Source organism: Vibrio sp. Y2-5 (assembly GCF_014596725.1).
In the GTDB taxonomy this organism is placed as follows: domain Bacteria; phylum Pseudomonadota; class Gammaproteobacteria; order Enterobacterales; family Vibrionaceae; genus Vibrio.
Genome location: NZ_JACVEG010000001.1, coordinates 206,538 through 228,839, shown reverse-complemented (window position 1 = coordinate 228,839; position 22,302 = coordinate 206,538). Strand labels below are relative to the sequence as shown.

Annotated in this window: 23 protein-coding genes; 3 read left to right on the top strand and 20 right to left on the bottom strand. The window is 43.9% G+C overall.

Annotated elements, in window-relative coordinates; translation table 11 throughout:
- Nucleotides 1–46 precede the first annotated feature (46 nt).
- From HUO09_RS00965 to rpsB, 6 genes are all read right to left on the bottom strand, one after another.
- Entirely contained in the window at nt 47–889 is an 843-nt protein-coding gene (locus tag HUO09_RS00965; RefSeq protein ID WP_188232736.1) for a phosphatidate cytidylyltransferase, read from the bottom strand.
- Nucleotides 890–905: 16 nt separating this feature from the next.
- Complete coding sequence (gene uppS, locus HUO09_RS00960) at nt 906–1,658, bottom strand: polyprenyl diphosphate synthase (protein WP_167411552.1); 753 nt, start codon at nt 1,656–1,658, stop codon at nt 906–908.
- A gap of 94 nt (nt 1,659–1,752) precedes the next feature.
- On the bottom strand, nt 1,753–2,310 hold the full coding sequence (gene frr, locus HUO09_RS00955; RefSeq protein WP_167411553.1) for a ribosome recycling factor: 558 nt from the start codon (nt 2,308–2,310) through the stop codon (nt 1,753–1,755).
- A gap of 42 nt (nt 2,311–2,352) precedes the next feature.
- Nucleotides 2,353–3,078, bottom strand: a complete 726-nt coding sequence (gene pyrH, locus HUO09_RS00950; RefSeq protein ID WP_188232735.1) for a UMP kinase — start codon at nt 3,076–3,078, stop codon at nt 2,353–2,355.
- Nucleotides 3,079–3,274: 196 nt separating this feature from the next.
- Complete coding sequence (gene tsf / locus HUO09_RS00945) at nt 3,275–4,117, bottom strand: translation elongation factor Ts (protein ID WP_167413878.1); 843 nt, start codon at nt 4,115–4,117, stop codon at nt 3,275–3,277.
- 131 nt (nt 4,118–4,248) lie between these two features.
- Nucleotides 4,249–4,977 (bottom strand): 30S ribosomal protein S2, encoded by a 729-nt coding sequence (gene rpsB, locus HUO09_RS00940; protein WP_188232734.1) that lies wholly within the window; start codon nt 4,975–4,977, stop codon nt 4,249–4,251.
- Nucleotides 4,978–5,379: 402 nt separating this feature from the next.
- Between rpsB and map the strand changes: the two genes are divergently transcribed.
- The 3 genes from map (at nt 5,380) to HUO09_RS00925 (ending at nt 9,527) form a co-directional block, all read left to right on the top strand.
- A complete protein-coding gene (gene map / locus HUO09_RS00935; protein ID WP_188232733.1) occupies nt 5,380–6,222 on the top strand; it encodes a type I methionyl aminopeptidase in 843 nt (280 codons plus the stop codon).
- Nucleotides 6,223–6,360: 138 nt separating this feature from the next.
- On the top strand, nt 6,361–8,985 hold the full coding sequence (gene glnD / locus HUO09_RS00930; protein WP_373563679.1) for a bifunctional uridylyltransferase/uridylyl-removing protein GlnD: 2,625 nt from the start codon (nt 6,361–6,363) through the stop codon (nt 8,983–8,985).
- A 161-nt stretch (nt 8,986–9,146) separates the two neighbouring features.
- On the top strand, nt 9,147–9,527 hold the full coding sequence (locus HUO09_RS00925) for a DUF3461 family protein (protein ID WP_167413067.1): 381 nt from the start codon (nt 9,147–9,149) through the stop codon (nt 9,525–9,527).
- 70 nt (nt 9,528–9,597) lie between these two features.
- Here HUO09_RS00925 and pgpA read toward each other — a convergent pair whose 3' ends face one another.
- The 14 genes from pgpA to HUO09_RS00855 all read right to left on the bottom strand — a co-directional run bounded on the left by pgpA (nt 9,598) and on the right by HUO09_RS00855 (nt 22,137).
- Nucleotides 9,598–10,104 carry a phosphatidylglycerophosphatase A gene (pgpA, locus tag HUO09_RS00920; protein WP_188232731.1) on the bottom strand — a complete coding sequence of 169 codons (507 nt, stop codon included), beginning with the start codon at nt 10,102–10,104 and terminating at the stop codon, nt 9,598–9,600.
- Between the two features lie 9 nt (nt 10,105–10,113).
- Complete coding sequence (gene thiL / locus HUO09_RS00915; protein WP_188233174.1) at nt 10,114–11,088, bottom strand: thiamine-phosphate kinase; 975 nt, start codon at nt 11,086–11,088, stop codon at nt 10,114–10,116.
- 88 nt (nt 11,089–11,176) lie between these two features.
- Nucleotides 11,177–11,647 carry a transcription antitermination factor NusB gene (gene nusB / locus HUO09_RS00910; RefSeq protein WP_042480152.1) on the bottom strand — a complete coding sequence of 157 codons (471 nt, stop codon included), beginning with the start codon at nt 11,645–11,647 and terminating at the stop codon, nt 11,177–11,179.
- Nucleotides 11,647–12,117, bottom strand: coding sequence for a 6,7-dimethyl-8-ribityllumazine synthase (gene ribE, locus HUO09_RS00905; protein ID WP_042480155.1), 471 nt, complete (start codon nt 12,115–12,117; stop codon nt 11,647–11,649). The genes nusB and ribE overlap by 1 nt, the downstream gene beginning before the upstream one ends.
- 193 nt (nt 12,118–12,310) lie before the next feature.
- Nucleotides 12,311–13,420: a bifunctional 3,4-dihydroxy-2-butanone-4-phosphate synthase/GTP cyclohydrolase II gene (gene ribBA, locus HUO09_RS00900; protein ID WP_167413069.1), complete on the bottom strand. Its 1,110-nt coding sequence runs from the start codon at nt 13,418–13,420 to the stop codon at nt 12,311–12,313.
- A 68-nt stretch (nt 13,421–13,488) separates the two neighbouring features.
- Nucleotides 13,489–14,145, bottom strand: coding sequence for a riboflavin synthase (locus HUO09_RS00895; RefSeq protein WP_188232730.1), 657 nt, complete (start codon nt 14,143–14,145; stop codon nt 13,489–13,491).
- 4 nt (nt 14,146–14,149) lie between these two features.
- A complete protein-coding gene (gene ribD, locus HUO09_RS00890) occupies nt 14,150–15,271 on the bottom strand; it encodes a bifunctional diaminohydroxyphosphoribosylaminopyrimidine deaminase/5-amino-6-(5-phosphoribosylamino)uracil reductase RibD (protein ID WP_188232729.1) in 1,122 nt (373 codons plus the stop codon).
- Nucleotides 15,272–15,308: 37 nt separating this feature from the next.
- Nucleotides 15,309–15,758 carry a transcriptional regulator NrdR gene (gene nrdR, locus HUO09_RS00885; protein WP_167413072.1) on the bottom strand — a complete coding sequence of 150 codons (450 nt, stop codon included), beginning with the start codon at nt 15,756–15,758 and terminating at the stop codon, nt 15,309–15,311.
- Nucleotides 15,759–15,922: 164 nt separating this feature from the next.
- On the bottom strand, nt 15,923–17,173 hold the full coding sequence (locus HUO09_RS00880) for a glutamate-5-semialdehyde dehydrogenase (RefSeq protein WP_188232728.1): 1,251 nt from the start codon (nt 17,171–17,173) through the stop codon (nt 15,923–15,925).
- A 13-nt stretch (nt 17,174–17,186) separates the two neighbouring features.
- A complete protein-coding gene (proB, locus tag HUO09_RS00875; protein WP_188232727.1) occupies nt 17,187–18,320 on the bottom strand; it encodes a glutamate 5-kinase in 1,134 nt (377 codons plus the stop codon).
- Between the two features lie 123 nt (nt 18,321–18,443).
- Nucleotides 18,444–18,833 carry a sigma factor-binding protein Crl gene (gene crl, locus HUO09_RS00870; RefSeq protein WP_167413075.1) on the bottom strand — a complete coding sequence of 130 codons (390 nt, stop codon included), beginning with the start codon at nt 18,831–18,833 and terminating at the stop codon, nt 18,444–18,446.
- Nucleotides 18,834–18,939: 106 nt separating this feature from the next.
- A complete protein-coding gene (frsA, locus tag HUO09_RS00865) occupies nt 18,940–20,190 on the bottom strand; it encodes an esterase FrsA (protein WP_167413076.1) in 1,251 nt (416 codons plus the stop codon).
- A 131-nt stretch (nt 20,191–20,321) separates the two neighbouring features.
- On the bottom strand, nt 20,322–20,786 hold the full coding sequence (gene gpt / locus HUO09_RS00860; protein WP_167413077.1) for a xanthine phosphoribosyltransferase: 465 nt from the start codon (nt 20,784–20,786) through the stop codon (nt 20,322–20,324).
- A 61-nt stretch (nt 20,787–20,847) separates the two neighbouring features.
- Nucleotides 20,848–22,137 carry an NCS2 family permease gene (locus tag HUO09_RS00855; RefSeq protein ID WP_188232726.1) on the bottom strand — a complete coding sequence of 430 codons (1,290 nt, stop codon included), beginning with the start codon at nt 22,135–22,137 and terminating at the stop codon, nt 20,848–20,850.
- Between the last annotated feature and the right edge of the window lie 165 nt (nt 22,138–22,302).

Here is a 22,302-nt window from a genome sequence, read left to right as displayed (position 1 = left end):
AACCGTTGTTAATAATAGGAATAGGCAAGACGTGCTTGCCTATCTGTTAAAGCATGAAGTAAAGAAAAGCGAAAACAGGGAAAGCAGCCGTCAGGCTGTCTATACGATCAAGTATACCGCCATGCCCTGGAATAATATTGCTGCTGTCTTTGATACCGGAAACCCGTTTGAACATACTCTCAACTAGATCACCAAGCACCGAAATAACCACTGTTAATAGAATAGTGAACAACATGATGGATAGAGATGTGAACTGAATGCTAAACAAATCGGCAAATATCCAACCAACCAACATTGCCGCAACCACACCACCGAATAAACCTTCGATGGTTTTGTTCGGGCTAACCGCTGGTGCCATCTTGTGCTTGCCGAAACTTTTCCCTGCGAAATACGCGCCACTATCGGCAGACCATACGATAAAGCAAACGAATAGCACTAAACGTGCACCGTGATAAGAATCAACATCGATATTTTCTGCACGAAGAAATATCACACTCCAGAAAAACGGAACCAGAGTAAGAAGACCAAAAAGATGGCGTAAAACGTTGGAGTTTTCCCACCATGGGCGAGACTTAGGATAACTAATAGCTAGGAAGCTAGAGAACACCCACCACATGCTACCCACAATAAGTAACACAAGATGAGAATCACTGAGAGAACGAAACCAAACATCGTCTGGGGCTAACCAGAAATAACTTCCTACCCCAACGATAACGGCGGGGACTAATGCTAGGTAACGAGAAGAAGTATTTACAAACTGAGTCCATTCCCATGAACCAATAAAAGTCACCGTTGCCAATGCAACCATAAACCAAGGAAGAGAGAGGTAAAAAATGGCTAAAATCACCAAAGGTGCAAGTATGAGCGCTGTAATTATTCTTTGCTTCAAACTTTAAAATCCTATTTTATTTATCCATCAATGCCTTGATTTGTTCACCTGTGCAGCCAAAACGACGCTCACGATTAACAAACCAAGTCACTGCTTCAACCAAGCTTTCCTCACCAAATTCTGGCCAGTAAGTTGGAGTGAAATACAGCTCTGCATAAGCCAGCTGCCACAGCATAAAGTTACTGATACGACATTCACCGCCAGTACGAATCATTAAATCAACTTCGGGAATATCTGACATGGTCAAATGTGCACGAATGGTTTCCTCTGTGATATCAGAAGCAACCAACTCACCTCTTGCAACCTTCTCAGCAATAGTTTTGGTTGCTTGAGTAATATCCCATTGGCCACCATAATTTGCCGCGATGTTGATCAACATGCCTGTATTATCTTTCGTCAACTCTTCTGCTTGAGCAATTTTCTTTTGCAGACGCTCACTAAAACGACTCTTATCACCAATTACACGCAGACGTAATTGATTCTTATGCAGCTTCTTAACTTCCGTCGTCAAAACCGTCATAAACAACTCCATCAGCACACCCACTTCTTCTTCAGGGCGACGCCAATTCTCACTGCTAAATGCGAATAAAGTGACAGCTTTGATTCCCAAACGAGCGGCAGTTGAGATTGTCTTACGAACGGATACCACACCATTCTTGTGGCCGAAGACTCGAGGTTTCCCCTGCTCTTTAGCCCAACGGCCATTGCCATCCATGATGACAGCGATGTGTTGTGGTAAAGCTTCTGGAGAGAGTTGCGAATTTTGCATAAGGAAGTTTTGACGATAAAAAGATGGTGAAGGGTAGCATAGTTAAACGCTGTGCTGCGAGCACAGCGTTTATATCATTGAAAGTTATGAGAGATTAAACTTCCATTAGCTCTTTTTCTTTTGCTGCAAGAACTTCATCGATCTTCTTCACAGCTAGGTCAGTCAGTTTTTGGATCTCATCTTGAGCTTTACGATCTTCGTCTTCAGAGATTTCTTTATCTTTAAGCAGACCTTTAAGATCGCCGTTTGCATCACGGCGAATGTTACGTACTGCGACGCGACCACCTTCAGCTTCACCACGTACGATCTTAACGAGATCACGGCGACGCTCTTCCGTTAGCGGAGGAAGCGGTACGCGGATAACAGTGCCAGCAGACATAGGGTTCAGACCTAGGTCTGATGCCATAATTGCTTTTTCAACTTTTGCCGTTAGCTCTCTATCAAATACAGTGATTGCTAGTGTACGGGCATCTTCTGCTACAACGTTTGCAACTTGAGTTAGAGGAGTTGGCGCACCGTAATACTCCACAGAGATACCAGAAAGTAGGCTTGGGTGCGCACGACCAGTACGAACCTTAGAAAGGGTGTTTTTTAATGCTTCAACACTTTTATCCATACGCTCTTGAGCGTCTTTTTTAATCTCATTAATCACAATTTCACCTTAATTCTTGTTTCATCTAGAGAGTGATTATACTTAGGCGCTGATTAGCGTACCTTCCGCTTCACCCATAACCACACGGCGTAGAGCGCCAGGTTTGTTCATATTGAATACGCGGATTGGCATGCCGTGGTCACGAGCCAAAGTAAATGCCGCTAAATCCATTACTTTCAATTCTTTCTCAAGAACATCGTTGTAAGAAAGTTTATCATACAACTGAGCTTCTGGGTTAGCTACAGGGTCAGCAGAGAACACACCATCAACTTTCGTCGCTTTTAGAACGATATCCGCTTCAATTTCAATACCACGCAGACATGCTGCTGAATCCGTTGTAAAGAATGGGTTACCAGTACCTGCCGAGAAAATGACTACACGACCACCACGTAGCTGGCTGATAGCGTCAGCCCAGTTATAATCGTCACACACACCATTTAATGGAATTGCCGACATTACACGAGCATTCACATAAGCACGGTGAAGAGCATCACGCATTGCTAAACCATTCATTACGGTAGCTAACATACCCATGTGGTCGCCCACTACACGGTTCATGCCTGCTTTCGCTAGACCAGCGCCACGGAATAAGTTACCACCACCGATAACAACACCCACTTGGACACCAAGCTCCACCAGTTCTTTCACTTCTTGAGCCATACGGTCAAGAACGGCTGGATCAATACCAAAACCTTCTTCACCTTGAAGCGCTTCACCGCTAAGTTTTAACAGAATACGTTGATATACTGGTTTAGGGTTCGTTGTCATGGACTTTACCTTCCAAAGAGAGTTGTTGATTAACAGTCATGAATAAGCTTACTCAAGTAAGCACATTCGTCACGGCTAAACAGCTTGCCAATTTATATAAGTTCGAGCGTTATACAAATGAGCGGTTATTCACCGGCTTATTCGTAAAAAGACCGCAGCCTTGGCTACGGTCTTTTTATAAGCAATTCGCTAAGGATTAACCTTTTTGAGCCAATGCTACTTCTTCAGCGAAGCTTAGGCCTTCAGCTTTCTCGATACCTTCACCTACTTCTAGGCGAACGAAAGTAACAACAGAAGCGCCACGCTCTTTAAGAATTTCGCCAACTGATTTCTTAGGTTCCATTACAAATGGCTGACCTGTTAGAGAAATCTCGCCAGTGAATTTCTTCATACGACCGACAACCATTTTCTCTGCGATTTCCGCTGGTTTGCCTTCGTTCATTGCGATTTCAACTTGAACTGCTTTCTCTTTTTCAACTACGTCTGCAGGTACGTCTTCTGGGTTTACGAACTCAGGACGAGAAGCAGCTACGTGCATAGCAACGTGTTTTAGAGTTTCAGCGTCGCCTTCACCAGCAACAACAACACCGATCTTCTCACCGTGACGGTAAGTAGCTAGTGCAGCACCCTCAACGTATTGTACGCGACGGATGTTTACGTTTTCGCCGATTTTAGCTACTAGAGCAACTCGAGTTTCTTCGAATTTAGCTTGTAGTTCTTCAACAGAAGCTTTAGACGCTAGTGCATCTTCAGCAACTTGGTTTACGAACGCAGTAAAGTTAGCATCTTTTGCAACGAAGTCTGTTTGACAGTTAACTTCAAGAAGAACAGCTACACCGTTTGCTTCTTTGATTGCGATAGTACCTTCAGCAGCTACATTACCTGCTTTTTTAGCAGCTTTAGCAGCGCCAGACTTACGCATGTTTTCAATCGCTAGCTCGATGTCACCGTTTGTTTCAACAAGCGCTTTTTTACATTCCATCATACCTGCGCCAGTACGTTCGCGCAGTTCTTTTACTAGAGCAGCAGTAACAGCCATTCTCTATTCCTCAGTTAAATTCTGGATAAGGTAAAAATTGAGGGCCTACATTATCGGCCCCCAATACTAACTATAACCTAGCATATGTTTCAGTTTTTGACGCATACGCTAAGTGAGACTCGGAGCCGTTATTATTCAGCTTCTACGAAACCGTCTTTTTCAGCAACTACAGCTACGTCTTTGTTACGGCCTTCATTTACTGATTCAGCCGCTGCGTTTAGGTATAGTTGAACTGCACGGATTGCGTCGTCGTTACCAGGGATAACGTAGTCAACGCCGTCTGGGTTAGAGTTAGTATCAACAACCGCGAATACTGGAATACCTAGGTTGTTTGCTTCTTTAACTGCGATGTGCTCGTGATCAGCGTCGATTACGAATAGAGCGTCAGGTAGACCGCCCATGTCTTTAATACCACCAAGAGATTTCTCTAGCTTCTCCATTTCACGAGTACGCATTAGAGCTTCTTTCTTAGTTAGCTTGTCGAAAGTACCGTCTGTAGACTGTGCTTCAAGATCTTTTAGACGCTTGATTGATTGACGAACAGTTTTCCAGTTAGTTAGCATACCACCTAACCAACGGTTGTTTACGTAGTATTGGTTGCTTGCAATAGCAGCTTCTTTAACAGCTTCAGATGCAGCGCGCTTAGTACCTACGAAAAGAACTTTACCTTTTTTCTCGCCAACTTTAACTAGCTCAGCTAGAGCTTCGTTGAACATTGGTACAGTTTTTTCAAGGTTGATGATGTGAACGCGGTTACGAGCACCGAAAATGAATGGCTTCATTTTTGGGTTCCAGTAACGAGTTTGGTGACCGAAGTGAACACCAGCTTTCAGCATGTCGCGCATTGATACAGTTGCCATTATAAAATCCTCTATGGGGTTAGGCCTCCACATCCCCCATGCATCCGACTCCTAAGCTAATACTTGGAGCACCCCGGAACACGTGTCGGAATGTGTGTGATTTAAGATAAAAGTTAGTGGAGCAAAATCTGATTCGCCAATAAAGAAGAAAACAGACCCTGATTCCGGCGCGCTTTATACCATATTTTTCACCTTTATGGCTAGAAAAAAATGCCTTTCACTTGTCAGTGATTCATGCCCGTGCTGGTGAAATTCTACGAATAAATGCTCTACGCTTAGAAGTAATTGTAGGCGATCATAACAATTCTTATTTGAGTGTTTTCTTGCGCTTCCACTTTCCACTGATACAATAACGCCATTAGCACACACTAAGTGCAAAATCGAATATATAGAGTAAAGCCGATGTCTGTAAAAATTAAGAATGCTGAAGAAATAGAAAAAATGCGTGTTGCTGGTCGCTTGGCCGCAGAAGTTCTGGAAATGATTGAACCTTTTGTAAAACCAGGAGTGACAACAGAAGAACTTGATCAAATCTGCCATAAGCATATCACCGAAGTTCAAGGCGCAATCCCAGCACCTCTCAATTACCACGGCTACCCTAAATCAATCTGTACATCGATCAACCACATCGTGTGCCATGGTATTCCCGCAACTCAAGACACAACTTTTGGTCAATTGGTTCGCCCAGCAGTACTGAAAGATGGTGACATCATCAATATCGATATCACCGTTATCAAAGACGGTTATCACGGTGACACTTCGAAAATGTTCTTGGTGGGTGAAGTATCTCCTGCGGATAAACGCCTATGTATGGTTGCACAAGAAAGCTTGTACTTATCACTAAAAAAAGTGAAGCCGGGTATTCAGCTTGGTGAAATTGGTACAACTATCGAGAAATACATCAAAACGAACAATAAGAACAACCCTAGTACTAAATTTTCAATCGTTCGTGACTACTGTGGTCATGGCATTGGTACTGAGTTCCACGAAGAGCCACAAGTGGTGCACTACAAGAACAGTGATCGCACTATCCTTCGTGAAGGAATGACGTTTACCATCGAACCAATGATTAACGCAGGTAAGTTTGGCTGTCGTTTAGATGATGAAGATGATTGGACGGTTTACACAGCTGACGGTAAAAAATCAGCTCAATGGGAGCACACGATTTTAGTCACAGCTGACGGTTGTGAGATTCTAACCTTACGCGAAGAAGAATCACTTCCACGCATCCTCGTTAACGCTTAAGCGTTAGTAAAATTGCATACTTATATAAATATCCCTGCTCTCAGGGATATTTTTTTATCTGTTCTTATCTGTTAGATTCATTTCAACACATACTTAATTGTTATCTCAAAACGAGATACCAGCATGGATGCTTTAACTATGCCTTTTCAGTCTCCTTTAACTTTTACTGATGAACAACTAAACGTCAGTGAGTTAAAACAACAACTTGAACATTTTGCCCAATATCAAAAGCAAGAATTTTTGAATCATCACCCTGTGACTGATCTTGTTCTAGGACGTTCAGAGTATATGGATTTACTCCTGCATCGTTTATGGAAATATTTCGGTTTTATGGATATCCCAGAGCTTGGCTTAGTCGCGGTAGGCGGCTATGGACGAGGTGAACTTCATCCGCTTTCTGACATCGATATTTTAATCATCTCGAACAACAAAATTTCCGAAGAGACAGAACGCAAAGTCAGCGAATTTATTACTCTGCTTTGGGATTTACGCTTAGAAGTGGGACACGCCGTTCGCACCGTTGATGAATGTTCAGAAATTGGTCGCGCAGATCTGACTGTGGCAACAAACTTACAAGAAGCACGATTATTAGCAGGCAGCGAAGATACCTTCCACCGCTTAAAAATGCTGATTCATTCTGAATCTTTCTGGCCAAGCGAAACCTTTTATAAAGCCAAAATTCAAGAACAGCGTGAACGCCATGCACGTTATCACGATACAACCTACAACCTTGAACCAGATATTAAGTCCACTCCCGGTGGTCTGCGTGATATTCACACTCTCAGTTGGGTTGCCCGCCGCCACTTTGGTGCAACCTCGCTTTATGAAATGAGCCGTTACGGATTTTTGACCGATGCTGAATATCGCGAGCTGGTTGAATGCCAAGACTTTCTCTGGCGAGTGCGCTTTGCACTTCACATGGAACTCAAACGCTACGACAACCGCTTGACGTTTGGCTTACAAGCACAAGTTGCAGAACACTTAGGTTTTACTGGGGAAGGTAACCGAGCTGTTGAAATGATGATGAAAGAGTTCTACCGCACGGTTCGCCGAGTTGCAGAACTCAACAAAATGCTGTTAAAACTGTTCGATCAAGCCATCTTAAACAATGGTGAAGAATGCGATCCTGTCGTTCTTGATGAAGATTTCCAACGTCGTGGTAGCTTGATAGAAGCAAGAAAACCAGCACTGTTCCAAGCAAGACCAGAAACGATTTTGGATATGTTTCTCCATATCGCCAACGACTCAACTATTGATGGAGTGGCTCCGGCAACCATGCGCCAGCTACGCACTGCACGCCGTCGTTTGAACAAATTCTTGCATACCATTCCTGAAGCTCGTGAGAAATTTATGGAACTGGTTCGCCACCCGAATGCGTTGCACAAAGCCTTCAGCTTAATGCACAAACTGGGGGTTTTGGCGGCATATTTACCCCAATGGAGCCAAATCGTAGGTCAGATGCAATTCGACCTGTTCCATGCTTACACCGTTGATGAACACAGTATCCGCCTTCTTAAACACATCAATACCTTTGGTGATCCTGCCAATCACGACAGACACCCCATCTGTTGCGAAATCTATCCGAAATTGCAGAAAAAAGAGTTGCTCATTCTGGCAGCTATTTTCCATGACATTGGTAAAGGACGAGGTGGCGATCACTCAGAGATTGGTGCTGAAGAAGCTTACGATTTCTGTATTGAGCACGGGCTATCAAAACCGGAAGCCAAGCTCGTCTCTTGGTTAGTACTCAATCACCTGCTGATGTCTGTCACTGCGCAGCGCCGAGATATTTACGATCCTGAAGTCATCATCGAATTTGCGAAAAAAGTCCGTGACGAAGAATACTTGGAATATTTGGTTTGTTTGACGGTTGCCGATATCTGTGCAACCAATCCAGATCTATGGAATAGCTGGAAAAGAACGCTGCTTGCTGAGCTTTTCTACTCCACTCAACGTGCCCTACGCCGCGGATTAGAAAATCCTGTTGATGTGCGTGACCGCATACGCCACAACCAACAGCTCGCGTCAGCTTTGTTACGTAAAGAAGGCTTTAGTAGCAGAGAGATTGAATTGCTCTGGCAACGCTTTAAAGCAGACTACTTCTTACGTCACACTCACAAACAAATTGCTTGGCACTGCACTCATTTGCTGCGCCACAAAGATCCAACGCAACCATTAGTGATATTGAGTAAACGAGCGCCTCGTGGCGGTACAGAGATATTTGTCTACACCAAAGACCAACCTTCCCTCTTTGCCAAAGTGGTGGGTGAGTTGGACAGACGCAACCTTAACGTCCATGACGCACAGATCATGACGAGTAAAGACGGTTATGTTCTCGATACCTTTATGGTGCTCGACCAAAATGGTGAGGTGATTGAAGAGTCCCGCCATCAGGCATTAAGCAAGCACATTATCAACGTGCTAAAAAGCGAAAGTGCTCTTGAGATAAAAACTCGTCGTCTGCCGCGTCAACTGAAGCATTTTACAGTAAAAACTACTATCGACTTTCTGCCTACTCGAAGTAAAAAGCGCACGCTGATGGAATTCGTCGCTCTTGATACTCCGGGGCTGTTAGCGACTGTCGGTGCTACCTTCTCAGAGCTGAATTTGGATCTCCATGCCGCGAAGATCACGACCATGGGCGAACGGGCAGAAGACTTATTTATCTTAACCAGCCCACAAGGAAACAAGCTGAGCGAAGAAGAAGAAGCCCTATTACGTGAACGACTAATCGAAAATGTTTTAGAGCTCGCACCAGATTGAAACTGTGATAAATAGCGATCTTGTCCACAACTTGATCGATTTAAGCAAAATCAGCTATCTAACACACTTAGGGACTGCTACATTTACCTCAGGGTCTGTCTAAATTTCACACTGTTCAGACCCTATAAAATTGATGTAAAACACAAACCTAGAGGTCGCTTATGTTTCCACACCTCAATGGCTTAGGAATTCATGATCCTAGCCAGATTGAACGCTACTCTTTACGCCAAGAGGCGCAAAAAGATGTGTTAAAAATCTACTTTAAGAAGCAAAAAGGTGAATTATTCGCCAAAAGTGTAAAATTCAAATACCCAAGGCAGAAAAAAAGCGTTTTGGTTGACAGTGGAAGTCATCAATATAAAGAGATCACAGAAATCAACCGCAACTTAACGTTGATTATTGATGAACTCAACAAGATAACCCGACATGAGACACCAGAAGAAATCGATGTTAAACAGAAGATATTGAAAGATCTTCGCCATTTGGAAAAAGTGGTAGCAAGCAAGATAGCGGAAATCGAAGCAGACCTCGAAAAACTGTAAACTCAGCGGTTTAATGCAGAAAAGGTTCCCATTGGGAACCTTAATTTTTTCTAGCAAGAATACCGAGAGATTAGACCATCCAACCCGCCCAATAGCCAATCAGTCCAAGGCTGATGGCGGACATCACTCCCGCCACTAAATCATCAACCATAATACCCAGTCCGCCATGAATACGCTTGTCTAACCAACCAATTGGCCAAGGTTTTACCATGTCGAAAAAGCGGAACAAGACAAAGCCTGTCACAAGCCATTTCCAATCGAAAACAGGCAGGTTAAACAGAGGCACTACCAACATAGTGATCCAAAAGCCTGCGAACTCATCCCAGACAATCGAGCCATGGTCATGCACTTTCATGTCATCGGAAGTGATTTGGCAAATTTTAACTCCGACGATACTGGCGACAATTACCACGGATACATACAGCCACAAAGGTAACTGCACAAGCAGCAGGTAAAATGGCACTGAAGCCAGTGTTCCCATGGTACCAGGAACGATTGGCGATAAGCCGCTTCCAAAACCTGTAGCCAGCAAATGCCAAGGATTACTTAATGAAATAAGTGATTTAGGGTTCGTCATACTTCTACCTTATACATCAGCCTTAAAGTGGTCGTATCCTTTCAATGACCAATTCAGCTTGTTACCTTTGTGGTGTAGCTCAAATGTGCCATGAGGTCGAATTTGACCGATACAGGTTACCTTGGTTCCCGTATGCGCGAGCACACTTTCAAGCGAACCTTTATTCTGCTCTGGCACCGTAAAACATAACTCGTACTCTTCGCCACTGGTTAAAGCACATTTTTGAGCTGCGGAGATATCACCAAGGAATTGGATGAGCTCTTTGGAAATCGGCAGCAAACTGGTATCAATAGAGGCGCCAACTTGTGAACGGTTCAAAATATGCTTTAAATCTGCAATAAGACCATCGGAAATATCAATCGCGGACGAAGCGACGTTCAATAAAGCTTGCCCCGCCAAGACTCTCGGATGAGAAATATAATGACTTTTTTCCAGTTCCAAAGCGAAAGGTTCATGCCTTTTTTTAGCGTCAAGTATGACACTTAGCCCAGCCTGACTGTCACCTAATTCACCAGTGACATAAATCCAGTCACCCACTTTTGCGCCCGAGCGGGTCAAAGCCCGGTTATCCGGAACAAACCCTTGCACAGTTAAACTGATACTGAGAGGGCCTTTAGTGGTATCTCCACCAATAAGCTGGATATTGTAGTAATTCGCGAGTTCGAAAAAAGCGTCACAAAATGGCTTGAGCCAAGCTTCATCAATAGAAGGTAAAGTTAACGCCATTGAGACCCAAGCAGGCGTAGCTCCCATTGCCGCTAAATCACTGATGTTTGAAGCTAATGCTTTGTGCGCAACCCAAGCAGGATTTGCATCGGCTAAGAAGTGAGTACCTGCGACTAAGGTATCTGTACTGATAGCTATACGTACGCCTTCTGGCGCTTTTACTATCGCACAATCATCCCCAAGCGCAAGGTGGACATCTTTACGCTGAGTTTGACGAGCAGAAAAATATTTATCGATTAGGTTAAATTCACCAAACATTCGGTCATTCCAATCCTGTCGAATAGACATCAGATAATTACGATATAAAAAAGGTCAGCAATTGCTGACCTTTATATGCTAAATCGAATTACGATTTTTTACGTACGTGCGGCGCTGCTTTATCAAGCACACCGTTAACAAACTTATGGCTATCTTCTGCTGCGAATACTTTCGCTAGCTCAATCGCTTCGTTGATAACAACTTTATAAGGTACATCATCACGACGAGTCATCTCGTACATTGCAAGGCGAAGCAATGCTAGCTCCATCATATCTAGATCTTGCATTGGGCGAGACACAAAAGGTCTTAGCTTGCTATCAAGTTCCATGTGGTTAAGCACGACACCCGCTAAAAGGTCGCGAAAATAAACAACGTCAGTTTCTGGCGCAGCTAAAGCTGGTTCAGATGCGTGATGCTCTTCTTCATCATACTTACCATTTGATAAAAATTGCTCTTCAATTGTTGCAACATTATCTTTAGTAATTTGCCACGAATAAATAGCTTGTAGCGCAAATTGACGTGCATTACGACGTGCGGCTGGTTTCACACTGGCCCCCATTAGGAATCAATTTCAGAAAGAACGTTAATCATCTCAAGTGCGCTTAGTGCAGCTTCTGCACCTTTATTACCAGCCTTGGTTCCTGCGCGTTCAATAGCTTGATCGATTGTATCAACAGTTAGTACACCAAATGCCACTGGAATGCTGAACTCCATAGACACTTGTGCCAAACCTTTATTCATTTCACTACAAACATAGTCAAAGTGTGGTGTACCACCACGGATCACTGAGCCTAGAGAAACGATAGCGTCAAATTTACCTGTTTTTGCAACACGTTGTGCAGTAAGAGGAAGTTCTACTGCACCTGGGCAGCGAACCACTGTGATGTTATCGTCGCTCACCTGACCGTGACGCTTCAAAGTGTCGATGGCACCAGACAATAGACTTTCGTTAATAAAACTGTTGAAACGAGAAATCACAATCGCTACTTTTGCATTGGGTGCTGGGAAACCACCTTCTATCACTTTCATAAGCTTTCCTTTAACTCTGGTTCATCAAGTGAGAATCGCCGGATTCTAGCACAAGTTTGTGAGCTATATCTAATGGAAATTGGCTCGCTTGGTTATGAATAACCAACATTCAATCACTTGATTTAAAAATCATGATGAAATTTAACCCGCAATAGAAATCTATTACGGGTTCATTTTAACGCCTAGCTTTGGATTACTCGCAAACGTACTCAACAACGTTCAGACCAAAGCCACCTAGCGCGTGGTATTTTTTGTTTGGTGAAGAGAGCAAGCGCATATCACGAACACCCAAATCAGCAAGAATTTGCGAGCCCACCCCTACGCGACGTGAGGTGCCCTGCTTCTTAGCCATGGCTGGAGCATCACCGCTGTCTTGCTGTTCAAACATTTTGATGCGGTGAACCAATAGCTCACTCGATTCTTCATTACCCAAAATGACCAACACACCGCCTTCTTCAGCAATGCGTTTCATCGCACTTTGCAGAGTCCAACTGCGGTCAGCACTTCTGTTGCTGTGAAGAATGTCGGTGAAGGTATCTTGTAGATGCACACGAACCAGCGGAGCGTTTTCCGTTACGTCGCCTTTTTGCATCGCAAAATGAACTTGGTTATCGATGATGTCACGGTAGGTAATCAGTTCAAACTCACCGTATTCTGTTGGCAGTTTGCACTTGGCTACACGTTCAATCGTCGTTTCTGTGTTATTGCGGTGTTCAATCAGTGCAGCGATAGTACCGAGCTTGATGTCATGTTTCTCTGCAAAGATTTCTAAATCAGGGCGACGAGCCATGCTGCCGTCATCATTAAGAATTTCGACAATCACAGAAGATGGCTCTAATCCAGCAAGGCGCGCCAAATCGCAGCCTGCTTCAGTGTGACCAGCACGAATTAAAACACCACCATCTTGAGCTGTCAGCGGGAATATATGTCCCGGCTGCACAAGATCTGACGCTTTCGCATCTTTCGCCACGGCCGCTTGAACGGTACGAGCGCGGTCTGCTGCTGAAATACCGGTAGTTACACCTTCTGCCGCTTCAATCGATACAGTGAAAGCAGTGCTGTACTGAGCGTTGTTGTCTTGCACCATCGGTGGCAAGCCTAATTTCTCACAACGCTCTTTGGTCATAGTTAGACAGATCAAACCACGGCCATGGGTCGCCATAAAGTTAATGATGTCAGGCGTGATGTGTTCCGCTGCAACAATTAAGTCACCTTCGTTCTCACGGTCTTCGTCATCCATCAGGATAACCATTTTACCAAGGCGGATATCTTCAATAATTTCTTGTGGCGTGCTGATTGGCATTATTCTTATCCTATTGTTAGCCGCTTGCGCGACTTCCGTTAAGTCAATCGGGTTAAAGTAGAACAGAGTTAAGCAAAACCGTTCTGTTGCAGAAATTCCATCGTCAAGCGAGATTCAGGTTGTTTTGCCTGCTCTCTTCCTAGCAGTAAACGCTCTAGGTACCGCGCTAATACGTCCACTTCCAAATTCACTTTTCGTCCGACTTGGAACGAATCAATCGTGGTTTCCTGAGTGGTGTGAGGAACAATGGTCAGTTTAAATGCGTTCTTGCGTAAATCATTGACGGTCAGACTAATACCATCAACGGTAATTGAACCTTTCTCTGCAACGTATTTATTCAGTTCTTCAGGTAATTCAACCCAGAATTCGATAGCTCGGCCTACGATATTGCGCTCGACGATCTCACCAACACCATCAACGTGACCCGATACAATGTGTCCACCAAATCGCGTGGTTGGTAACATTGCTTTCTCCAAGTTTACCTTGTCGCCCGCTTTGTAATCGGCAAAGCCTGACTTTTTCAGTGTTTCCAGCGATAGGTCCGCGCTGTAGCTCGTGTCATTAAAGTCCACGACAGTTAAACACACACCGTTAGTTGCAATACTGTCACCTAACTTAACATCAGACATATCCAGTTTGCCAACATTGACAGTAATGGTGACGTCTTCGCCTTTTGGTGTGATTGCGGTAAGTTGGCCGACCGCTTCGACAATTCCAGTAAACATATGATTAATCTTTTCTTTTTGATTCTATTGGCTTAGGTACGGCGACAAGTCGAACGTCCGAGCCCACCAGCCGGCAATCTGTAATATCAAGATCCAGCACTTGCTGCATATCCGTTAAGCCAAACGCGCCGAATAAACCACGACCATCACTACCCATTATTTTAGGTGCCAAATACAAAACAAGCTCGTCAACCAATTGCTCTTCAAGCAAAGATTTGGCAAGCGTCGCTCCAGCTTCTACCCAAATATGGTTGATATTGTGCGTCTTGGCTAATGTCGCAAATGTTTGGCGCAAATCTAACTGACCAGATTGGTTCACATCAACGGTGACTTCAGCATTTTCTTCGCTCACTCGCAATACCGGTGAGTGAGAAGCATACAGCGCTAACTGCGGGTGTAATTTACTCTGTCTGTCTAAAATAACGCGAGCGGGTTGACGCAACTCTGCTTCAGGATAGTGTTCTTTTACGCTTTCAGGCAGCTCATTCCAACGCACGGTTAATGATGCATTGTCATCTATAACCGTTTGACTTGTAGACAGTATTGCTCCAGCTTGAGCTCGATAACTCTGAACGTTTTGACGAGCCTGTTTCGATGTAATCCACTGGCTCTTGCCGTTAGCAAGTGCGGTTTGACCATCCATGCTGGCGGCCATTTTTAGTTGAACAAACGGCATGCCTGTTTGCATACGTTTGATGAATGCAGGGTTCAACGCTTTCGCATCCGCTTCAAGCAAACCAACTTCCACTTCAATACCAGCATCACGTAGCATTTGAATACCACGACCAGACACTTGAGGGTTAGGATCTTGCATCGCACAAATAACTTTAGATACGCCGGCGTTAATCAAACCTTCAGCACATGGAGGTGTGCGTCCGTAATGAGAACATGGCTCTAAAGTGACATAAGCTGTTGCACCGGGAGAGGATTCGCCTGCCATACGTAAAGCATGAACTTCGGCATGAGGTTCACCTGCACGGTAATGGAAACCTTCACCAACGATGGATTCGCCTTGGGTAATCACGCAACCGACATTGGGGTTGGGTGCAGTCGTAAAGCGACCTTTTTGAGCGAGCTTAATCGCTCGCGTCATCATTTGGTGATCAAAAGGGGTAAACTTCGGCATCATCTATTCTTATTCAGGAAATTTCGAGCGCTGAAAATCAGTCTTCTAACTTGGCAATTTCTTCGCCAAATTCACGTACATCTTCGAAGCTACGATAAACCGAAGCAAAACGAATGTAGGCAACTTTATCTAATTCTTTCAGTGCATCCATAACAAGGTTACCGATTAGCTGGCTAGGCACTTCTCGCTCACCAGTGGCTCTTAGTTTGGATTTAATAGTGCTTATCGCAAGTTCAATAGAATCTGCGCTCACAGGGCGTTTTTCTAATGCTCGTTGCAAGCCGCCAATCATTTTTTCTTCATCAAAAGGTTCGCGATTACCATTAGACTTAATGACTCTTGGCATCACTAATTCTGCCGTTTCAAAAGTAGTGAAACGTTCGCTACATGCAAGACATTGGCGACGACGACGGACTTGGTGTCCATCAGCCACAAGACGGGAATCGATGACTTTCGTATCGTTTTCAGAACAAAAAGGACAATGCATACCACCTCCATAGTAAGGTTCCGTTGACTTTTCGAGCGAAACGGAACCTCGGCTAGTTTACAGGAATCACTAATATTAAGAAAACAAAAAGGGGCGTTATACGCCCCATTTCAATGGATTAATTGCTTAAATTACAGAATATAACTGCAGTTCGAAAAGAGTCATTAAGCACGAGATAAGTAATTCGCCTTACCGACCCACTTGTAACTGGTTAGCTCTTCCAAGCCCATTGGTCCGCGTGCATGCAGTTTTTGCGTCGACACAGCAACTTCTGCGCCCAAACCAAACTGAGCACCATCAGTGAAACGCGTTGAAGCGTTAACATACACTGCCGCAGAGCCCGCTGAGTTAATGAATTTTTCAGCGTTGAACAGATCATTGGTCATAATGGCATCGGAGTGGCTCGCATTATGCTCACGCATATGGTCAATGGCTTCATCCACATTCTGAACCACTTTTACACCCAAGGTGTAACTTAACCACTCAGTATCAAAATCACCGTCTTGAGCATCGCGAATTTTTTCTGCCGATTGCATCAAAGCTTTCGCTTTCGGCTCTGCCACAAAGGTCACTTTATCGTTCAGTTTCACAATCAATTTCTCAAGCAGTAATTGAGCGATATCCTGATGAACTAATAGTGTATCTAACGCGTTACACGCCGATGGACGTTGCACTTTCGCGTTTTCAATTACATCCACGGTTTTGTCTAAGTCAGCACTTTGGTCAACGTAAATATGGCTGATACCAAACCCACCAATAATCACTGGAATAGTGCTGTTTTCTTTACACATTTTATGCAAGCCAGCACCACCACGAGGAATGATCATATCCACGTAATCATCCAGTTTAAGTAGCTGAGAAACCAATTCACGATCCGGTTTTTCAATGTACTGAACCGAGGCAGCGGGTAACTGTGCTTTTTCTAGTGCGGATTGAATAACCTTGACCAACTCCATGTTTGAGAAAAAGGTTTCTTTTCCGCCACGCAGAATAGATGCATTACCCGTTTTCAAACATAAAGCGGCGATGTCGATGGTCACATTTGGTCGTGCTTCGTAAATAACGCCAACCACACCAAGCGGAACACGACGTCGAGACAGAGACATGCCGTTCTCCAGCACTTTGCTGTCAATTTCACTACCAACGGGGTCATTGAGGCTAATAACATTACGCACATCGTTTGCAATGCCAGTTAATCGTTCTTTATTCAGTAACAGGCGATCTAATAGTGCATCCGATAACCCAGCTTCGCGGCCTAGCTCAATGTCTTTCGCATTGGCACTTAAAATCACATCCGCATTAGCTTCAAGCTCATCTGCGATAATAGATAATGCTTGGTTTTTCTGTGCAGTTGTCGCTGTTGCTAGTTGAAAAGCCGCGTCTTTCGCCGCTTTTCCCATAATAGTTAAGTCCATGCCTATCCTCGGTTTATTCTTGGATCACGACCATATCATCTCGGTGAACGACTTCTGAGCCGTAATCATAACCAAGGATGTCGATAATCATTTTACTGTGTTTGCCTGCAATTTTTGCCAGGTCTGAATTTGAATATGCTGCGATACCTCGCGCGACAAGCTTTCCAGCCTTATTGGTCACTCGAACCACTTCGCCACGTGAAAACTGACCGTGAACACTGACAACACCTTTTGCAAGCAGGCTGCTGCCTTTTTCGTTGACCGCTTTCACCGCGCCATCGTCAATCACGATATCGCCTGAAGCTGATGGTCCCGCCAGTATCCAGCGTTTGCGATTTTCCAATGACTCTTCTAAAGGTAAGAAGCGAGTTCCTTGAGGTTCTTCACTTAAAGAGTCAAAGATTACGTTTTCAGCACGACCTGCGGCAATAATCACTTCAATACCTGCACGGCGGGCAATATCAGCCGCTTGCAGTTTGGTTGCCATACCACCAGTACCTAACGTGGTACCACTGCCACCCGCGATTTTACGCAAGGTATCATCAATGGTCTTAACCTCTTTAATCAGTTCCGCATTCGGATCGTTGCGAGGGTCGGCGGTAAACAGACCTTTCTGATCAGTCAGTAACAGAAGTTTGTCCGCGCCACACAAAATCCCGACAAGAGCAGACAAGTTGTCATTGTCCCCTACTTTGATTTCGCTGGTCGCTACCGCATCGTTTTCGTTAACCACAGGAATAATGTCGTGTTCAACTAATGCATTAATGGTATCTCGTGCGTTTAAGAAACGTTCACGATCTTCAAGGTCGGCACGAGTTAACAGCATTTGACCAATCTTAATGCCGTAGATAGCGAACAGTGACTCCCAAACTTGAATCAGCTGACTTTGTCCAACCGCAGCAAGCAACTGTTTGCTCGACATTGCGTTGGGCAGTGCGGGGTAACCTAAATGTTCACGGCCTGCTGCAATTGCACCCGAAGATACCATCACCACAGAGTGGCCTTGTTTTTTCAGTTCTGCACACTGGCGAGCAAGCTCAACCATATGAGCTCGATCAAGTGCAAGAGTGCCACCGGTAAGAACACTGGTTCCTAGTTTTACAACAACTGTTTGCGCTGTAGTTCCGCTTTGCTGATTCGTTTTCATGCCTTCTTCTTCAAATTGAAAACAGTTAAGAGAAGATGTTTTAGCAATCAACCGCGCTGAGCACAAGAAGAAAAAGGTGCTAAATAGCACCTTTTACGTTCAGTAACATTCAAATAGCTAAAATCACACAAATTCTGCTGATTCTTCATGCATAGAAAGCGTTAAACCGAAACTCTCATCTAATGTTTGTTCTAGCTTCTTATGAAACTCTTCTTGGTTTTGGATAACGTCAGATAACACAGATGCAGGAATAGTTTTCAATTCCCAATCCCCGGCTAAGTTATAACGTCCCGATTGATATTTTGCCTCATATCCGGTGTCTGTCTGGTCTAGTTCCATCCACCACCCCCAGAATTCACGTTTTTCTGGCGACTTTTTGTCATCCACACAGGCTGCGAGACAGTCAAACAAATAGCTGCCTTCTTTACATTTTCCTTCACGTAAATAAGGGCCAATTGCTTTAAATGCGGATAATAATCGGTAGTGCGTTGGATTTTTCGTCCCTTCCGGCATAGGATTCTCCATTTCCATCGATAAGAATAAATATCACTACTATTTATATGCCTTAGAAAGCATATATTTAGTACAAATATTACTCTTAACTAATTTAGGATAAATGTCACCTACAGAGTTCTTCTTGAAGCCACTTTATCGCCAAATCGAGGGATTGCTCATATCCTTGTGAAATTGTTTTGCTTTTTATCTGTTTAGCTTTGCCACCTTGACTAAAAATCGCCGCAAGTTGGTTGTCTGAATGTGGCGAGACAGGATCTCCTTCTAACCCTAGAGCTAGAATTGGTACTTTCGTACGTCGACTGCTTAGGAAGCCTTGTGTTTTCAGCGACCAAGCCTTCAATTGTCCAGATAAACTATCAATATCCACCACATCCTTGCCTAGTCTTGATGACAATACATCAAGATACATTTTAGGCATCTGTTTAAGTTTGGTCGGTGATGTCCACACATCATGGAGAGGGGCACCAATAGCGACACAGGCTTTGACTTTTTCTTGCTCTAAGAACGACAAACGTACCATAGCGTTGCCGCCAAAACGGAAACCAATTAAACCAATACAGAAATGGTCAACCCAAGGGATGTCTCCCAGTTGGTTGATCACTGCTTGGTGCAGACAGGAAGTATCTTCGGTTAGTGGCCACTGAGAACTGTGACCGATAGAGGGCATATCGATGGTCAACATCGCGATATCGTGCTTTGCCAGATAATCACGGAACAAACGCCACATATCGGTTTGTAAGCTATCCAATCCTGCACTCACTATCACTACTGGGTGAGGTTTATCAGTATTAGTTAGATGTAAGTAACCAGAGAACTTCTTATTTTGATAGGTGAAATCCAGTTGCTTAACGATGTATTTGGTTAACTTAGCCGCATCAGAATAAGCCTTATTGGCTAATACTTGGGCCTGCAACGCCAAATTGTCATTTTTCAGGTGCGGATAGCCAGCAATACTAAAGCAAAGAGATGCTTTAAAGAGCTCTTCCGCTGCAACATCACCTTCTAATGCTGCAGCGGTTTTCTGATGTTGCATACCAAGGCGTGTCCACTCAAATGTCCAGTTACCATTGTGGTAACCCATCACCGTATCGAGCCAATCATCATCGGTACGTGAGTGTGTAGACGAAGCTATACGAGATAGTACTTCCTCTTGTTCAATAGGATTCAAACCTTGCCACACCCATTGCAGACGGCGCACATTACGATACCAAGAGTATCCTTCTTGCTGCTTCTTCTGCTGTAAAAACTCCATGTTACTAGGCATGTATTGAGTCAGTGCTGATGTTTCTTTCGCTTGCTTACGCTTTACAAACAACGTCTCTGACAAATTAATATTTTTATCTTCTTCAGACATAACCCAGTCTCGCTCAACGAACCATCTATTGGATTCATATAGTAATAAAAAAAATGACCCATGAAAGGGTCATCTTTGAGTAAATGCTATTTTTTAAGCAAAAGCTATTTTTAAACAATAACAATCTAGGTTTATTTGCGCTTGCGATTCACTGGCTCAACAAAAGACAGTTGCATATCCCAAGGTTGCTCAATCCAAGTGTCTTGTTCGATATCTACGATGTACTCATCAACCAAATCTTTACCTGCTGGTTTAGCACATACAGTCACGAACTTAGCTTTTGGATACATTTCACGGATCTTACGTGCTGTATCGCCGCTATCTACTAGATCATCAACGATCAGGAAGCCTTCTCCGTCATGCTCAGGAGCTTTTAGTACACTCATATCGCGCTGGTGATCATGGTCATAGCTAGAAATACATACTGTATCTACATAGCGAATGCCCAGTTCACGAGCAAGAATAGCTGCTGGTACTAAACCACCGCGGCTAACACCTAGGATACCTTTCCATTGTTCTGCAGGCATTTGAAGCTCAGCGAGTTCACGACAATAGTTCTGCATATTGTCCCAAGTGATAACGAATTTTTTGCTCATTGTAATAAACCTAATTTAATACATGTGATGCGTGGTGAACCTCACAACGCCCATTAAAATGTTACGCGAAAATCAGCTTAGCCAGGAAGATTGCAGTCATAAACCACACGCTAACTGAAATTTCACGACCTTTACCGCTCAATACTTTGATAGCCGTATAAGAGATGAAACCTAATACAATACCTTCGGCGATAGAGTAAGTCAGAGGCATAAGCAAGCACGTTACCACTACTGGAGCTGCTTCTGTGAGATCTCGCCAATCAACACTGACAAGACCAGACATCATAAGAATCGCTACGTAGAACAAAGCACCCGCTGTCGCATAAGCAGGAATCATCCCCGCTAATGGCGAGAAGAATAATGCAAGAAGGAACAAAATGCCAACGACAACTGCAGTTAAACCTGTACGTCCACCCGCAGCCACACCAGCTGTACTCTCTACATAAGAAGTCGTGTTTGAAGTACCAAGCAGTGCACCAATTGAAGTTGCAGTAGAGTCTGCAAGCAGCGCTTTATTCAGGCGTGGAATCTTGCCATCTTTACCAATTAGATTTGCTTTAGTTGCAACACCAACAAGTGTGCCGGCAGTGTCGAAAAGGTCAACGAATAGGAAAGCAAAAATAACTGAAATCATGCCGATTTCAAATACACCAGAGAAATCCAGTTGTAGGAAAGTAGGAGCAATACTTGGTGGCGCAGACATAACACCATGCCATTGAACATCACCGAAAATTAGTCCTAGGCCAGTAGTTAATAGAATTGCAATCATTACCGCGCCTTTTACGCCACGGTTAACCAAACCAATTGTCAGGAAGAAGCTTACTGCAGCTAGTACTGGAGAAAGACTGGTAAAATCGCCAACAGAAACCAGTGTCGCAGGGTTATCTACAACGATTTTCGCGTTTTGCAGTGCAATAAATGCTAAGAACAAACCGATACCTGCAGAGATACCTGTTCTTAAAGACATTGGAATTGAGTTAATGATCCATTCACGAATCTTAAATAAGCTCAATATGATGAAAAGCACACCAGAGCAGAATACTGCTGCTAGAGCCACTTGCCATGTATAACCCATACCTAAAACAACAGAATAGGTAAAGAATGCGTTCAACCCCATTCCTGGAGCTTGCGCGATTGGGTAATTAGCGACGAAGCCCATAATGAAACAGCCAATAGCCGCAGCCAAACAGGTCGCCACAAATACTGCGCCCTGATCCATGCCTGTTGCAGATAAAATGGCAGGGTTCACAAAAATAATGTAAGCCATTGTCAGGAACGTAGTTACCCCTGCAATGATCTCAGTACGCACGTTTGTGCGGTTTTCACTGAGTTTAAATAGCCTTTCCAGCATGATCGAGTCCTAATAAAGGTAAAAAGTAAACGGTTGCGTAAACGATTGGGCGCAGATTATAAAGACATCAGATCACAAATTCCAGACCGAATTCATTTTGATTTCAAAACAACTGATGAAAGATTATGCAAGGGAAATCATAGGCAGGTGGATAATTTTGCTTAT